This window comes from Glaciimonas sp. OK215 (genome assembly GCF_057787885.1).
Genome location: NZ_CM173544.1, coordinates 993,818 through 1,009,202 on the forward strand (window position 1 = coordinate 993,818; position 15,385 = coordinate 1,009,202).

A 15,385-nucleotide genomic window follows, 5' to 3' on the forward strand; every position below is an offset into this window, starting at 1 on the left:
TTACACACGCCACTGAAAAGTGGGCGTCTCAAATCTTAGGTCGCGGGCCTTTGCGACTTTATTTCTGTTGCCCGCATTGTCAGCGCTCTGCAAAGCCTATTGCTGCAACGAGCGTTTCCGCTAGGCGTCCTGCCGCCAACGCGTCCAAGGGCGTATTGCCTCCCAAGCGGTGTGACCTACTCGTAAAAAATTGGTATTTCACGGATGCAGGCAGGCTGCCAAGTGCTTTTGACACCTTCTCCAAGGAACGTCGGTCGTACCTCCCGTCTACGAAGAAAGCAGGATAGAAGTTTTCACCGGAGGGGCCGATAAGAGCAAACAGCCGGCCAGCTTTGACGGCCTCGCTGATGAATTGACGAGTAACGTCCCACCGAGCGTGAATCTGGCTAGACGAAATGAGTTCTTTGCGCTCGATAAGCTTCGATAGCGCTACCGCCTCGTCCTCACGCATTTTCGACATAAATGCTTCGCCGTCCTGCCGAGATTTTTCTGTGGACATGGGGCGCTGGGCGAGCTCTTGTGCTGCATGGAGCATGCTGTCGAGTTCGGCGTCAGTTTTCGTGTCCTCAATGGGAAGGCCTTTGATTATTTTCATAGCGTCTCCAATTTCCCCGTTTCAGTTTATTCAATTGACGTCAATCACACACGCCCACTGAAAACCCGGGTTCTCAAATTTCAGGTCGCGTGTCTTGGCGACTTGATTTCGGTTCATTGCGTAGCCAAGCGGATTTGCCACGACGCGGCACCCGCCAACCAGGTAATCGAAGCTGTCGTGTACATGTCCATGCACCCAAAGTTTTGCTTTGAGCAGTAGTGCGTCAAGGTTGCCGCTCACGAACGCGGCATTTGTTGGGTCGCCGGCGTAGCGTGGATGAACTGATAGAGCATGCGGCCCATGGTGTGTTATGACGACGGTTTTGCCGTCGTAGGGCTTATCGAGTTCGCGCTCTAGCCAGCGACGCGATTGCTCGTGCTCTACCAACGCTTTGCTGGCCGTGAAAAAACCTTCCTGGGTGCGAATCGAGTGGTGGTCATTCAGTCGGCGTTCGGCGTTGTCCATGAGCTGTCGTTGCGTACGATTGCTGGACAGGAGGTAGTCTGTCCACAGAGTGGCCCCAAGAAAGCGCACTCCGCCAAAATCCGCTATGTCGTTGTCGAGGAAGCGTATGTGTGTGCCCTCGGCCGCTTTACGAAGGTCAATACGCGCCTGTTCAAACGATTCCCCGTAAAACTCGTGATTGCCAGCCAAATACAGTACAGGGACCGGCCAATCTTTGAAGAGCTCGATGGCTTGTGTGCCGTTGGCGATGTCGCCGGCAAGAACCAGCACATCCGCTCCGTACGCAGGAGCAATCAATCGCTCCCCCGGAAAATCTCGCTGAAGGAATTCAAGGTGCAAGTCGGAGGCTAGCTGGATTTTCATTTAAAAACGCCCAAGAATTTTTCGGCTGGTCCGTCCGGAAACCGGAGATATTTTGACGGGACGTTCGGAATAAGCCAGACGCCATTTTCGGCGCACCGGAACTGAAAGCCGTCTCGCAACAATGGATACGTTTCAATAATCAGCACAACAGGTGTGCCGCGTCGCGCACCAACCGCCACCGCCGTTTCTTTGGTTGCAGATAAATGCACATCGCGCCGGGAACCGGGCAACAAACCTTGTTTCCGAATCGCTGCGAGAAATTTTCCAACGGTGCCGTGATACAAGACTGGTGGCGGCGTTTTGAACGGCAGATTTAAGTCCACTGCGACTGAGTGCCCTTGCGCCGCTCGGATGCGCAGTCCATCCTCACTCAACGAGAACCTCTGTTTGTCGTTCTCGCTTACCACCTGCAAAAGTTCTTCATGTGTCAGCGGTGTGCCGGCAGCCCCCGCTTTCGCTAATAACTCGGCGATATTGGCCCAACCGTTTTTATCCAGCGCAAGGCCGATAGCGTCCGGGCGGTGGCGCAGCCAGCGAGCTAACGCTTTGCTCTTTCCTTTAACTGTCATCATTTCTTGAAAATCCAGAGTTCGGGCCGGTCGTCAACGTCCAAAGCGGCTGGTCCCATTTCTACCTATACGTGCCGGTCATGGCCGCAGCAGGCGCCGGCCAGCCAAGCAGCTCGGCGGTGCGGCGGATGACCCAGCGCATCTCATCATCCGAACCCCACCTTGTTTTCAATAGACGTACACAGTACTGGTCGAGAATTTCCGTCTCGGAGAGGTGCGAATATTTTCCGGTTTGATTCCTCCGGCATTTCTCGACGAACTGTACGGCGAGGTCCTCGCAAATGTCCCATCGGTCGAAAATCTCGGGTGGGGTTGCCCCAGGCACGTAGAACTTGCCGTCATATTCAACCAACGCGAGTTTCGATTGGTAGCCCGCGACGGCGCTGGCTACTTCCGGCCGCGGAAAATCGTCCGGCACTTGTGAATGACGCACCGCTTGGTCGTTGGAAGAAGTGATATCGGTCATAGCGTTTTACCTTGGCGTTGTACTCAGGAGATATAGTGTGCCGGCCTTTTTTTGCTATTGATAGTAGGTCATGCTATACACGGAAACAGCATGACCTACTAGCTAGGGGGAAGCCCAAGCGGCTTCTTGCTGCAATAATTCTTTAGCCTTTTTGATGGCGCAATATTAGTACCTAAAAAATCCTCCCAATCTTGTAAATAAGCACAATCCTTTCCGGGGATATCCGGGGTCATCGCTCCCTGCAAATGAATCGCAAATGCAGCTCGAGAAGTTGGCAACAGTTCGCTCAAGCGCACATAAGCAATTTCTTCGTATTGGTGCACGTGCAATTGAATAGGCTCCGGTAACGAGAGAAGTGTCGAGGTCTCCCAAAGTGTTTTTGCGATGGCATGGGCGGCCAGGTAAAACGGGTCGCTGTCTCCTGGACAGAGAGTGAAATATCGTGGCGGCGCTGACGTAGTCACATCGCGATACTGGCAAGTCGGATTGTCCCCGACTGCGTAAATACGCACTGCCTCGAGCTCACTGAGTGGCTCAACTCCATCTTTGCTAATGCCTACGGATACGTCCATTAGACAAATTCCGGACGACGGGAGGCGCGATTTCGGGACTGCCTGCGTACCCCATCTAACCTGACACATCGCCCGCAGCGCAAACGCAAGTACGGACTCGGACCAGTGTGGGTACGAGAAAAGTACTCTCCCCTCGGAAGGCACTTCATCGCCGTGAAGGTGTAATTGATAGTCCGCGCACAGGCCGCCTCTTTGAATGATGATATCGAGAAAAATTCTTCGAAAATGTACGTAATCATTCGTCCACGTGATAGTCGTTCTAAGCATGGCATTTTCTGGTGATTCAAATATTCACGACCAAGAGTGGTGGCAGAACTTTGCTGAAATGGTCTTGGAGACGTGGGCCGCCTTTATGCCTCCTAACCGCCGCTGCGACAACGCAATACGACGAAACAAATTGGGTAGAAAACATATATTGGCTTCAAAAAATTCAGGCTATTTGCTGCTTAAAGGTTGGTGTATTCAATTGTTATAAAAAAATCGATAGCTTTGTCGGAAGACGCTGCTTTAAAAGCCATCGCCCTTTAGATACGGAGGCTCGACCGACTGAAATTGCGTTTAAATAGCGTAGCAAACTGCAAATGCCGCATTACGAAACATTGTAACGTATACTTTATAGACTGGGCTAAAAGTTAAGGCCAAGCTACGGCTGCTATGAGCAGCCCCCATAAATTCCAAACAGCTAGGGAAAGAATTGCGCGCAATCTACGGGATTGGCGTGAAAAACGCGGCATGACCCAAGACTTATTGGCGGAACAGGCCGGCTTGTCGCGAGTTTATATTTCTCGGGTTGAGAATTGCGTCGACACCGTGTCTTTAGACAATATCGAGAAATTGGCCGAAGTTCTTAAAATAGATATAGTAGATTTGCTGCTGCCCTAGCCCCTGCCCACAAGGGCCGCCGTCGCGGCCCGCACACGCAGATTCAAAACTAAAGATAGTTGCTATACGCGTCAGACGGTGGCAGCGGACCTTTTATGTCCACTTGCCTCCGCAACTCCCTTCTTTGACGAGTGCGCGTGATGACAAAATATTTAGATATCTTTGAGCTCGGGGAACTGCTTCGCAAGAGTCCTGAAACAATACGGAAACACCTACGGAGTAACCCTAGAAGGATTCCTCCAAGGATGCATATTCCGGGTGCGCAGATGCTGCGCTGGCGCGTTTTGTCGACGTGGAGGTGTGGCGAAATGAGCAGAGCGTCCCGGCCCCTGAGCTACTCCTCCTGCAAACCTTGTCATCCGTTGCCATCATTAAACTCTTTTGACATTGACGGTGGGGGCGCCCAACATCGCAATGTCTATCCATTTCAGGCTGGCCGCCACACGGCGGACGATGTATTCCCACCAAAAACCCTCCGACCAGGCCGGGCCCAATTGCCAGGGGAGTAGCCACGCGATGCGTCACTGCAGCCATTCGCCGATGGCGCATGGCGCCACCTGTTCATAGGGAGATTGCCCTCATGCAGCTGACGCCTCGGACACGCCAGGTTGGAAGTTTTTTTAAAAAATGACGACATTCCAGCATGTATGCCGCCAGTCAGCCGAAAAGGCTAAATTCATTCGCTATGCGTTCAGACCAACACTACAAAAGGTTTGAACATGTCTACTTCCTCCACTTTGCTTGGCAAGAGCGACGTTTGCAAGCGGCTCGATATCTGTGAGCGGACGCTCGAAAAACTCGTGTGCGCACGGAAGTTTCCGCCAGGACTGAAACTCGGCAAGCACGTCCTGTGGGCGGAGTCCGTTGTCGAGAAGTGGCTGGAGAACGCCTTGGCGCCGCAGTTGACGTGGGAGCCGCCACAGCGCGGCCGCAAAGGTGCGCGGCCAGCCTAGCATCACATTCTGCTGTGACCGCTGCGGCGCTACCCGGGGTGGCGCCGCAGCCGTGTGCGCGCGGTCGGGAAAAGCACCCGCGCGGACCGGCAGCGCCGCCGACCCTTTACCTACACTGCCTGAGGCGATGTCGCCGCCGCCACGCCGCTGTGGGTTGGATGCGGCGGCCATCCAGCCGTGGCCAAGCCTCACCGGTCACCTGACGGGTGGCCGGCGTTGTTAACACCTTGTTCAACCCCGCGGTGCGCTGAGCGCCCGCGGGGTTTCTTTTCAAATAATTTTACGTCGATAAAAAAGGCCGCGACCCGGGGCGCGACCTTGCGTTACAACGCCTTGAGGTGCCTGCCGCTGGGCAGGCACGACGGTCAGGGTGGGGGAGGCTCGCTTTCTGATACTGCGTCACTGGTGCCGCTGTCCTTCTTTTGCAAACGCGCCATGACCGCTTGCGTGAGCCGCTCGGAACGGTTGCGATTGAGCATGTCCGTGTCCGAGCCTGACGCCGCCGGCGGTATCTGCAGCACCGGCGCCATCGGTTCGGTGCGGTCCATGATATCGAGCACATCCTGGTTGACGAGATTGACATACACCTGCGCCATGAAGGTGGTCTTGTGGCCGAGCACGGTTTTCAACTGATGGCAATTGAAGCCGCGCCGCGCAAAGTCGGTGGCGCCGAGGTGGCGCAGGTCCCGGAATTGCAACAGCGGCAGGCCGGCTTTCTGCCGCACGCCGTCCCATGCCATGTCGACTGCGTTGGCGGACATCGGAAACACGCAACCGGAGGCATGGCGCGGCATCTCGCGCAGCACTTGGACCGCATGCAGCGTCAGCGGGATGGACACTTGCCCCGTTTTGGAGGGGAGCACCGCCACGCGGCCGTCCACATCCACCCGGTCCCAGCGCATCGCCAACAGACTCGAGCGGCGCGCGGTCGTTTGCATGCAGATTTCCACCAGCGGCCAGAAATACGGATTGTCGCATTCTGACAGCGCCTGCCAGAGCCGCTCACGCTGGACGGTGGTCACGAACACGAAGCGCGCAGCCGACTTGCCCAGTTTGATGCCGTTGCACGGGTTGTCGAAACCCTTCCAGCTCCATTCGGCAGCCGCCATATTGAACAGGTGCTTCAGCAGCGCGATTTCCTTTTGTATCGTGCTGGGGCTCAAGCCCTCGGCTTGCATGTCCGCCACCAGACGCCGCAGGTCGGCTGTCGAAATGGCGCTGCAACGCTTGTTGGCCAACTCGGCAATCCGGTCATAGGTTTGGGTACGCGCGGCGCGGCGGGCCTCGTTGTGTTCTTGCCATCCGGAGGGCAGGGCGCGCCGCGTGTAGGCCTTCAGTGTCTGGCCGCCGGTGGCGTTTGGCACCGATTTCAACGGCGCCCTCCCTGCGCCCTCGAGATAATGATTGATGCGATTGAGTTCACTGACGACACCGCCCTTGGCAGCACTGTACAGGTGGGCGTACAGGTGCAGGGCTTGGGCCAGCGTCGCCACCGTCGGGCCGCCGAGTTCGGGGGTATGTTCCGCATTCGCATTGGCCAACTGCTCGGCCATCCAGTGGACCGCCTGCTGGTATTCGCCGCTGTCAAAGTCGCGCGTGGGCCGCGTGCCGTTGGCAAGGGTCACTTGCGCGCGCCATTTGCCGCGGTATTTGAATGGTTTAGCCATGGCACACCTCCGCGACCGTCTGCACGGCAGGGCGGGGATGCCTAACAGGGTGCGCGGCGCAGTGGCGGCGCCGTGTGGGGTATTGCTGAGTGGGGAGAAGAGTTTCCGTTTTCATGCCGTTGCCTTTTATCGTTAAGGGACAACGGAGTACAGAAACCGACATTTATATGCCGTGCAACGGCATCAGGCGGCTCGACTCGGTAGCGCGAGCGTGAGGGCGCGCATTCGCGCGCACGCTGGCGCAACATTGCGCCGCGGGCCGCCGGAAAGCTGCGCTATCACTTGCGCTATCAAACCCGGCCGATACGCCAGAAACGACAAAGGCCTTCCGAGGAAGGCCTTTGTTTTCAACAGAATTCTTATGGCTCCCCGACCTGGACTCGAACCAGGGACCTGCGGATTAACAGTCCGTCGCTCTACCAACTGAGCTATCAGGGAAAAGAAAGAAGCAGGATTATAGTCGCGAAATATTCAAACTGTCAAATCTTCCGTAACTTTTTTTTGCATTCTTTTTTGGAGGAAAACCTATTGCAACTAACTTCGTCTTCGTCCAAAAGAGCCGCTATTCTAAAGGACTTTTGCGATCGCTGCTACAACATAATCAATATTTTTTGTATTTAATGCAGCGACGCAAATACGGCCAGTATCGACGGTGTGAATCGAGAACTCATCGCGTAGTCGTTCGACTTGTGCTTTGGTCAGGCCGGTGTAGGAGAACATGCCGCGTTGCTTGATGACGAAGTCGAAATCGTGGGCAGGTGCTTGTTCTTTCAGTTTCTTCGCCAGCAGTTGACGCATCTCGCGAATGCGTACGCGCATGCCGGCCAGCTCTTCTTCCCACAATTTGCGCAGCTCCGGCGAGGCCAGTGCCGTCGCTACAACTTGACCGCCATGAATCGGCGGGTTGGAGTAATTGGTACGGATGACGCGCTTGAGTTGTGACAGGACGCGATTTGCTTCTTCCGTGCTGGTGGCGACAATGCTCAGTGCGCCAACGCGTTCGCCGTACAGCGAGAAAGATTTGGAGAACGAGTTCGAAACGAACAGCGGTCCGCCGGCTTTAGCGAAGCGACGTACTACTTCGCCGTCAGCATCGATGCCGTCGCCAAAGCCCTGATAGGCCATGTCGAGGAACGGTACCAAACCGCGTTGTACAACCACCTGGATGACTTCGGTCCATTGGTCGCTGGTCAGGTCGGCGCCGGTTGGGTTGTGGCAGCAAGCGTGCAGCACGACGATGGAACCGCTCGCCATGGACTTCAGTGCGTCCAGCATGCCTGCGAAATTCACGCCGCGCGTTGCTGAATCGTAGTACGGATAATTGTTAACGGTGAAGCCCGCCGACTCAAACAGTGCGCGGTGGTTTTCCCAGCTTGGATCGCTGATCCACACTTGCGCGTTGTCGGCGGCGAAACGCTTGAGGAAATCAGCGCCCAGTTTCAACGCGCCGGTACCGCCGATGGCTTGCGCAGTGATTGCACGCTTCTCTTTAATTACTTCGCTATCGGCACCAAATACCAGTTCTTGCACGGCTTTGTCGTATGCGGCCAGGCCATCGATAGGCAGGTAAGTGCGTGGCGTCAGCTTTTCAATCAACTGCGCTTCAGCTGTATGTACGCATTTCAGCAGCGGCACTTTGCCATTGTCGTCGTAGTAGACGCCGACGCCAAGGTTGGTTTTGTTTGGGTTCTGGTCGGAATTGAAGCCTTCGGTAACGCCCAGAATCGGATCGCGTGGCGCCATTTCGACGGCGGTGAAGAGGGAGGCAGAAAGAGGAGCGGTCATCGTGATAACATAAAAAGTTGGCTGCTAACAGGGGGTTGCAGCCGGGTTGAATGCTGTGCCGGATCACAAATTTATCGCAAGTCGGCGCTGATTTACTGCCGCTTATTCTACCAAAGGTCGAAGCCCATGGCTGACATATCACAGGTTACTAGCAAGATTGACGAATCCAAAACACTGGTTACTAGCAAGATCGACGAATCCAAAATTGTCACTTTCCCGAATTCGCCATACAAGCTTTTCCAGCCGTTTTTGCCCGCAGGCGACCAGCCGGCGGCGATAAGCAAGCTGTCCGAGGGCGTGGAGGATGGTCTGTTTTATCAGACTTTGCTCGGGGTTACCGGTTCAGGCAAGACCTACACGATGGCGAACGTCATCGCCCGCATGGGACGGCCGGCAATCGTGTTTGCGCCCAACAAGACGCTGGCGGCGCAGCTATATAGCGAGTTCCGCGAGTTCTTTCCTCAGAATGCGGTGGAATATTTCGTCAGCTATTACGATTATTACCAGCCGGAAGCATACGTGCCGCAGCGGGACTTGTTCATTGAGAAAGATTCGTCGATTAACGAGCACATCGAGCAAATGCGCTTGTCCTGCACCAAATCGTTGATGGAGCGACGCGACGTGGTGATTGTGGCAACGGTGTCGGCGATTTACGGTATCGGTAATCCGAACGAGTACCACCAGATGATTTTGACCTTGCGGGTCAAGGACAAGGTTAGTCAGCGTGATCTGATTGCGCGCCTGATTCAGATGCAATACACCCGCAACGAAATCGATTTCGGGCGCGGCACTTTCCGCGTGCGCGGCGATACCGTGGACGTATTTCCGGCCGAGCACGCCGAACTGGCGTTGCGGATTGAAACTTTCGATGACGAAATTGAAAGTCTGCAATTGTTCGATCCGCTGACCGGGCGTGTAAAGCAAAAAATTCCGCGCTTCACGGTTTATCCTGGCTCGCATTATGTGACGCCGCGCGCCACCGTGTTGCGTGCGATTGAGACCATCAAGGATGAGTTGCGTGAGCGCCTGGAATTTTTCCGCAGGGAAAGCAAGCTGATTGAAGAGCAGCGGATCGAGCAGCGCACCCGTTTCGATCTGGAGATGATGCAGGAAATTGGTTTCACCAAAGGTATTGAAAATTACTCGCGCCATTTGAGCGGTGCGAAAGCGGGCGAGCCGCCGCCGACGCTGGTTGACTACTTGCCGCAAGATGCGCTGATGTTTCTGGATGAGTCGCATGTGCTGATCGGCCAGCTGAACGGCATGTACAACGGCGACCGTGCACGGAAAACCAATCTGGTCGATTATGGCTTCCGCTTGCCGTCGGCGCTGGATAACCGGCCGCTGCGTTTCGACGAATTCGAAGGCAAGATGCGGCAGACGATTTTTGTTTCGGCGACACCGGCCGATTATGAAAAGCAGCATGCCGATCAGGTGGTGGAGCAGGTGGTGCGTCCAACCGGCCTGGTCGATCCGCTGATTGAAGTGCGCCCGGCGCTGAGTCAGGTCGATGATCTGATGTCCGAGGCGAACGCCCGCATCAAGAAAAACGAGCGCGTCCTGGTGACTACGCTGACCAAGCGCATGGCGGAGCAACTGACCGACTTCCTCAGCGATAACGGCATCAAGGTGCGTTACCTGCATAGTGATATCGAAACCGTCGAGCGGGTCGAGATTATCCGCGACCTGCGTCTCGGTACTTTCGATGTGCTGGTCGGCATTAACTTGCTGCGAGAGGGGCTGGACATTCCTGAGGTGTCGCTGGTGGCGATTCTGGATGCCGACAAGGAAGGATTTTTGCGTTCCGAGCGAAGCCTTATTCAGACAATTGGTCGCGCGGCCCGTAATCTCAACGGTACCGCGATTTTGTATGCGGACCGGATGACGGATTCGATGCGCAGGGCGATTGATGAAACCGAGCGTCGTCGCACCAAGCAGATTGCCTTCAATCTCGCGAATGGCATTACGCCTATGGGCATACGCAAGGAAATTCGGGAGTTGATCGATGGCGTCTACAGCCCGCAGGCAGCGCGCGAGGAATTGCATGCGGCACAAGATCGGGTCAAGTATGAGGCTATGAGCGAGAAGCAGGTTAGTAAGGAAATCAAGCGCCTGGAGAAACTCATGGTTGATCATGCGAAGAATCTGGAGTTCGAACAAGCGGCGCAGGTGCGCGATCAATTGCATCAGTTGAAGCAGCAGTTGTTTGGTGCGCCCGGCGTGGACAATGTAGTGCCGTTTACGGGGTAAATTCATTTGAATATTCGCTCAAGCATCAGCGCTGAAAAGTGCTGATGCTTGCGCTTTTTTTTTGTAACCTGAGATTTTATATTTATGACTGATTCTCTTGCTGTAGCTATTCCCGCCGAAATCCATCAGGCGCTTGAGGTGGCGCATCCATCCTGGCGTCCAATATTGGTGCAGGGCTTGCGGGCGGTGGTGCAGGCGCATCCTGCCTATTTGTCGGAGTTGGCGCTTTCGGAGTACTTGCCGACCGAAGGGCGTTTATTTGCGGCTTTTGCGTTGCCGCTGGATGCGGTCAGGTATGTATTGGTCGGTGAGGGGCCTTATCCGCGTGCGGCGAGTGCTACGGGCGTTTGTTTTATGGATGGCGCGGTTGGCTCGTTGTGGTCCGAGAGCGGTTTGTCGAAGCAGGTGAACCGGGCAACGTCGTTACGCAATTTTATGAAAATGTTATTGGTTGCCGATGGTCAGTTGGCTATCGAGAAAACCACGGGTGATGCGATGGGCGGGGTAGCGCTTCGGGCGCAAGAAATGGGCTCGGCAACGATTCAAACCTTGGCGGATTTGCAGCAAAATCTCACTGCGCAGGGTTTTTTGCTGCTCAATGCGACGCTGGTTTTTCGGTCTGCTGTGGCGCCGGTCAAAGAGGCGAAGCCGTGGTTGCCATTTTTGCAGGCTGTTCTGCGGGGTTTGATTGATCATGGCGAGCGCCGTGCGGTCGCGTTGCCGACGTTGGTGCTGTGGGGGAAGATTGCCGAGCAGTTAAATGCGCTGGCTCTGACTGCGCAATTCCCGAAGGTGGTCGCAGAGCATCCTTATAACCTGAGCTTCATTGGCAATGCCGGAATGCAAGCCTTGTTCGGGCCTATGCGTTTGCTGCGCAAGGGCGCTGATATCACTCAAATTTGAATGGTCGGTCAAATCAGGCTCATTTGACGCAAATCGGTTTCGGCGGCACTGTCGTCGGCTTCAGTGGTGGCGACTTCAATTTCGATGGGTTTGCTCACTGCCGGCTTTATTGTTTTTGCGGGTTTTTTCTTTTTCTCGGGCTTGAACAGATTTGATTGGCGCAGGTCGGCCTCGGCCTTTCTTACCTCTTTTTCAGTTGCGGGTTTGGTGGCGGGGGGCTTGTTTTTTGGGGGCTGCTTCGCCTTGACCGGCTTGTCCTGCTTAGTGTCGCGTGCCAGCCAGTTTTTTAGCATGTCGTCGAATAGTGCCAGCAGCGCTTGCGGTTGATCCTGCGTGTAAGCCTGCCGAATCACCAGGCCGTCCCACATGGCGGTCAGTAGCAGTGCTACCTGCTGCGCATCCAGTGCCGGGTCGATCTGGCTGCGGCGTTGTGCCGTGCGCAACATGTCGGCCAGGCCATCGACCCATTCCGCTTCCGCCTTCTTGATGACGGCGCCGACCTTTTTGTTGCGCAATCCTTCCGCATAGATTTCCGTCATCAACCCGGCGTCGCTGGTTGCTGCGTAGCGCAGCGCAAAAGCCTGGGTAATCGCGAACAGCGCTTGCGGCAAATCATCGGTGTCGTGAAACTCGCTCAGCATGGTGCGCGCCTGGCGTCGTTCATCCTCAGCCATGGCCGCAATAATCGCATCCTTGCCGGTGAAATACCGATACACAGCACCAGGTCCAAGGCCGACTTCGTTGCAGATTTCCTGCATTGAGGTTTGGTGGAAACCGGTTTTGCGAAAGCACTTTCCGGCCGATTTCAGTATGTCGGCACGCTTCTTCTCCGCTCTGTGGGTCGGAGATTGCGGGGTTTTGGATTTGCGGATGGCCATGCGTATATGGTTCTGAAATAATTTATACCGGAAGGGGCGATATTATAGTTTGATCGACCTCATCCTTGAGGGCTTGTTTTAAGAAATGCCGATCTTTTTCATTCTTTTATATGGCGCTGTGCGGGATTGGGTCGCTGCATGTCGCGCCAGTTAAGCCGGGGGGTGAAAAAATGGCGAATAATCGATGTGTTTGCAATAGTCGTCTTGCTCGTAAATTTACTTAAGTGTTTGATTTAAAGTGTGTTTTTCAATTGATTGGCAATACCTGACGGATTCACTCAAGTTTGTTATACTGTACCGAATTATTCAGGTATTCAGAGTAAAGAAACAACAGATAGTTTTACGACCGGAGATCCCATGCGTCTGACTACGAAAGGCCGATTTGCGGTAACTGCGATGATTGATCTGGCTTTGCGCCAGGGTAGGGGTCCTGTGACTTTGTCCGCGATCAGCGAGCGGCAAGAAATTTCGTTATCCTATCTGGAGCAATTATTTGGCAAATTGCGTCGCCACCAAATAGTGGAGTCGGTGCGTGGACCTGGCGGTGGCTATAATTTGGCGCGCCGCGCCGAAGATGTCACTGTCGCCGACATTATTATCGCCGTCGATGAGCCGCTGGATGCGACCCAATGCGGCGGCAAGGAAAATTGCCACAGTCCGGATCATGAAGGTGGCAGTCGTTGCATGACACACGATCTGTGGTCGACGCTGAATGCGAAGATGGTCGAATATCTGGATTCGGTATCGCTGAAAGATTTGGTTGATCAGCAAAATGAGCATCAAAAACAGAAGAACCCTGAACAAAATGTGGTGGTGATGCATCGTTCCCACCTGGTTGCTTGATGATGGAGCTTGGAAAAAGTATGAACGCACCTCTGGAAAAAAGCCTGATAGATACCCTGAAGGCACCGCACTTCCCAATTTATATGGATTACTCGGCGACCACGCCAATTGATCCGCGTGTTGCCGACAAAATGATTCCGTACTTGCGCGAGCAATTCGGTAATCCGGCTTCGCGTAGCCATATGTATGGCTGGACTGCCGAGAAAGCGGTCGAAGATGCGCGTGAGCAAGTCGCTGCACTGGTACATGCCGACCCCCGTGAAATCATCTGGACCTCCGGCGCGACCGAAGGCAACAATCTGGCGCTGAAGGGTGCTGCTAACTTCTACAAGACCAAGGGCAAGCACATCATCACGGTCAAGACCGAGCACAAAGCTGTGCTGGACGTCGTGCGCGAACTCGAACGTCAGGGTTTCGATGCGACTTATTTGCAGCCGCAAGACAATGGCCTGATTACCGTTGAACAACTGGAAGCGGCGATTCGCCCGGATACGATTCTGATATCGGTGATGCTGGTCAATAATGAAATCGGCGTGATTCAGCCGATTCCTGAAATCGGCGAAATGTGCCGTCAAAGAGGCATTATTTTCCATTGCGACGCAGCCCAGGCAACAGGCAAGGTTGAAATCGATTTGGAAAAATGGAAAGTCGATTTGATGACTTTCACTGCACATAAAACCTACGGCCCTAAAGGCATTGGGGCTTTGTATGTACGTCGCAAGCCACGTGTCCGTATCGAAGCGCAAATGCACGGTGGTGGTCATGAGCGTGGTCTGCGTTCCGGTACCTTGCCGACACATCAGATCGTAGGAATGGGTGAAGCGTTTCATATCGCTCAGGAAGAAATGGCCACCGAAATTGTGCGTATCAGAGCGCTGCGTGATCGTTTGGCGACCGGCTTGCAAAGCATGGAAGAGGTATACGTCAACGGCGACATGGACCATCGGGTCCCGCATAACCTGAACGTCAGCTTCAATTATGTTGAAGGCGAATCGCTGGTTATGGCAATCAAGGATATCGCGGTGTCGTCCGGTTCGGCTTGTACCTCGGCCAGCCTGGAGCCATCGTACGTATTGCGCGCACTGGGCCGCAACGATGAATTGGCGCACAGTTCGATCCGTTTCACTATCGGTCGCTTTACGACGGAAGAGGAGATCGATTTCACGATTGATCTGATCAAGGGAAAAGTAGCGAAGCTGCGTGAGTTGTCGCCGTTGTGGGATATGTATAAAGACGGGATCGATATTAGTACGATCCAGTGGGCAGCACATTAATAGCCGATTCTAGGTATTCTTTTGCGGCGAAGCCGCAGGGCCTCAAACAAGGAGTAGCAAAATGTCTTATTCAGAAAAAGTTCTCGACCATTATGAAAACCCGCGCAATGTCGGTACCTTTGAAAAGGGTGATGACACCGTAGGTACCGGGATGGTCGGCGCGCCAGCATGTGGCGATGTGATGAAGTTGCAAATCAAGGTCGGCGCAGACGGCGTGATCCTGGACGCAAAGTTCAAGACTTATGGTTGCGGTTCGGCAATTGCTTCGTCGTCGCTGGTTACTGAATGGGTCAAGGGCAAGACGCTGGATCAAGCCATGTCGATCAAGAACACGCAAATTGCTGAAGAGCTGGCACTGCCGCCTGTCAAAATTCACTGCTCGATTTTGGCGGAAGATGCGATCAAGGCCGCAGTTGAAGACTACAAAGCCAAGCACGGCACGGTCGGGCAAAAACAAGCTGCGTAATTTGTAATTAGTTAGATGATGTTGTTCCGGCGATGTGCGATGGGTAGTGCGATCTGCATTGCACTTGCCGGGGTAACAGGGAAGAGATAACGGGTTATGGCAATCACACTTACTGAAAAAGCTGCGAAGCATATCAATCGCTACATCGAAAGACGTGGCAAGGGTATCGGCTTGCGTTTTGGCGTGCGCACCACCGGTTGCTCGGGTCTGGCCTACAAGTTGGAATATGTCGATGAAAAAACCGCCGAGGATGCGGTTTTCGAATCGCATGGCATCCAGGTTTTTGTTGACCCTAAGAGCTTGCCTTACATTGATGGCACCGAGCTTGATTTCGCCCGTGAAGGCTTGAACGAAGGCTTTAAGTTCTACAATCCGAACGTCAAGGACGAGTGCGGCTGCGGCGAGAGTTTCACGATTTGACAGGGCGCTGGCTGGGCGATGCCTGACCAGAGGT

The 15,385-nt window shown here is 54.4% G+C and carries 16 protein-coding genes and 1 tRNA gene; 8 read left to right on the plus strand and 9 right to left on the minus strand.

Annotated features, from left to right (window positions below):
- Positions 1 to 79 precede the first annotated feature (79 nt).
- The 5 genes from AC3CHX_RS04390 to AC3CHX_RS04410 form a co-directional block, all read right to left on the minus strand.
- Positions 80 to 595, minus strand: coding sequence for a hypothetical protein (locus AC3CHX_RS04390; RefSeq protein ID WP_488642878.1), 516 nt, complete (start codon positions 593 to 595; stop codon positions 80 to 82).
- A 30-nt stretch (positions 596 to 625) separates the two neighbouring features.
- Entirely contained in the window at positions 626 to 1,423 is a 798-nt protein-coding gene (locus AC3CHX_RS04395; protein ID WP_488642879.1) for a metallophosphoesterase, read from the minus strand.
- Positions 1,420 to 1,995, minus strand: coding sequence for an RNA 2'-phosphotransferase (locus AC3CHX_RS04400; RefSeq protein ID WP_488642880.1), 576 nt, complete (start codon positions 1,993 to 1,995; stop codon positions 1,420 to 1,422). The genes AC3CHX_RS04395 and AC3CHX_RS04400 overlap by 4 nt, the downstream gene beginning before the upstream one ends.
- Before the next feature lie 58 nt (positions 1,996 to 2,053).
- The gene (locus tag AC3CHX_RS04405) at positions 2,054 to 2,458 is read right to left on the minus strand and encodes a hypothetical protein (protein WP_488642881.1); all 405 of its coding nucleotides are present in this window, start codon (positions 2,456 to 2,458) and stop codon (positions 2,054 to 2,056) included.
- A gap of 98 nt (positions 2,459 to 2,556) precedes the next feature.
- Positions 2,557 to 3,030 (minus strand): hypothetical protein, encoded by a 474-nt coding sequence (locus tag AC3CHX_RS04410; RefSeq protein ID WP_488642882.1) that lies wholly within the window; start codon positions 3,028 to 3,030, stop codon positions 2,557 to 2,559.
- A 654-nt stretch (positions 3,031 to 3,684) separates the two neighbouring features.
- On the opposite strand from AC3CHX_RS04410, the gene AC3CHX_RS04415 reads away from it, so the two are divergent.
- Together AC3CHX_RS04415 and AC3CHX_RS04420 are read left to right on the plus strand one after the other, a co-directional pair.
- Positions 3,685 to 3,912 carry a helix-turn-helix domain-containing protein gene (locus tag AC3CHX_RS04415; protein WP_488642883.1) on the plus strand — a complete coding sequence of 76 codons (228 nt, stop codon included), beginning with the start codon at positions 3,685 to 3,687 and terminating at the stop codon, positions 3,910 to 3,912.
- Positions 3,913 to 4,631: 719 nt separating this feature from the next.
- The gene (locus AC3CHX_RS04420; RefSeq protein WP_488642884.1) at positions 4,632 to 4,865 is read left to right on the plus strand and encodes a helix-turn-helix transcriptional regulator; all 234 of its coding nucleotides are present in this window, start codon (positions 4,632 to 4,634) and stop codon (positions 4,863 to 4,865) included.
- Between the two features lie 365 nt (positions 4,866 to 5,230).
- Here the strand turns inward: AC3CHX_RS04420 and AC3CHX_RS04425 are convergent, their stop codons facing one another.
- The 3 genes from AC3CHX_RS04425 to AC3CHX_RS04435 all read right to left on the minus strand — a co-directional run bounded on the left by AC3CHX_RS04425 (position 5,231) and on the right by AC3CHX_RS04435 (position 8,317).
- Positions 5,231 to 6,532 carry a tyrosine-type recombinase/integrase gene (locus tag AC3CHX_RS04425; protein ID WP_488642885.1) on the minus strand — a complete coding sequence of 434 codons (1,302 nt, stop codon included), beginning with the start codon at positions 6,530 to 6,532 and terminating at the stop codon, positions 5,231 to 5,233.
- Positions 6,533 to 6,894: 362 nt separating this feature from the next.
- Positions 6,895 to 6,970, minus strand: a tRNA-Asn gene (locus AC3CHX_RS04430).
- 129 nt (positions 6,971 to 7,099) lie between these two features.
- On the minus strand, positions 7,100 to 8,317 hold the full coding sequence (locus tag AC3CHX_RS04435; RefSeq protein ID WP_488642886.1) for an amino acid aminotransferase: 1,218 nt from the start codon (positions 8,315 to 8,317) through the stop codon (positions 7,100 to 7,102).
- 126 nt (positions 8,318 to 8,443) lie between these two features.
- On the opposite strand from AC3CHX_RS04435, the gene uvrB reads away from it, so the two are divergent.
- Positions 8,444 to 10,567, plus strand: a complete 2,124-nt coding sequence (gene uvrB / locus AC3CHX_RS04440) for an excinuclease ABC subunit UvrB (protein ID WP_488642887.1) — start codon at positions 8,444 to 8,446, stop codon at positions 10,565 to 10,567.
- An 84-nt stretch (positions 10,568 to 10,651) separates the two neighbouring features.
- On the plus strand, positions 10,652 to 11,470 hold the full coding sequence (locus AC3CHX_RS04445; protein ID WP_488642888.1) for a uracil-DNA glycosylase family protein: 819 nt from the start codon (positions 10,652 to 10,654) through the stop codon (positions 11,468 to 11,470).
- Between the two features lie 8 nt (positions 11,471 to 11,478).
- On the opposite strand, the gene AC3CHX_RS04450 is transcribed toward AC3CHX_RS04445, so the two are convergent.
- Positions 11,479 to 12,348, minus strand: coding sequence for a TetR/AcrR family transcriptional regulator (locus AC3CHX_RS04450; protein ID WP_488642889.1), 870 nt, complete (start codon positions 12,346 to 12,348; stop codon positions 11,479 to 11,481).
- Positions 12,349 to 12,705: 357 nt separating this feature from the next.
- Here AC3CHX_RS04450 and iscR point away from each other — a divergent pair, with 357 nt between their 5' ends.
- The 4 genes from iscR to iscA all read left to right on the plus strand — a co-directional run bounded on the left by iscR (position 12,706) and on the right by iscA (position 15,351).
- Positions 12,706 to 13,191 carry a Fe-S cluster assembly transcriptional regulator IscR gene (iscR, locus tag AC3CHX_RS04455; RefSeq protein WP_488644719.1) on the plus strand — a complete coding sequence of 162 codons (486 nt, stop codon included), beginning with the start codon at positions 12,706 to 12,708 and terminating at the stop codon, positions 13,189 to 13,191.
- Between the two features lie 20 nt (positions 13,192 to 13,211).
- A complete protein-coding gene (locus tag AC3CHX_RS04460; protein ID WP_488642890.1) occupies positions 13,212 to 14,465 on the plus strand; it encodes an IscS subfamily cysteine desulfurase in 1,254 nt (417 codons plus the stop codon).
- 61 nt (positions 14,466 to 14,526) lie between these two features.
- The gene (iscU, locus tag AC3CHX_RS04465) at positions 14,527 to 14,931 is read left to right on the plus strand and encodes a Fe-S cluster assembly scaffold IscU (RefSeq protein ID WP_488642891.1); all 405 of its coding nucleotides are present in this window, start codon (positions 14,527 to 14,529) and stop codon (positions 14,929 to 14,931) included.
- Between the two features lie 96 nt (positions 14,932 to 15,027).
- Positions 15,028 to 15,351 carry an iron-sulfur cluster assembly protein IscA gene (gene iscA / locus AC3CHX_RS04470; protein WP_488642892.1) on the plus strand — a complete coding sequence of 108 codons (324 nt, stop codon included), beginning with the start codon at positions 15,028 to 15,030 and terminating at the stop codon, positions 15,349 to 15,351.
- The last annotated feature ends 34 nt before the right edge of the window (positions 15,352 to 15,385 follow it).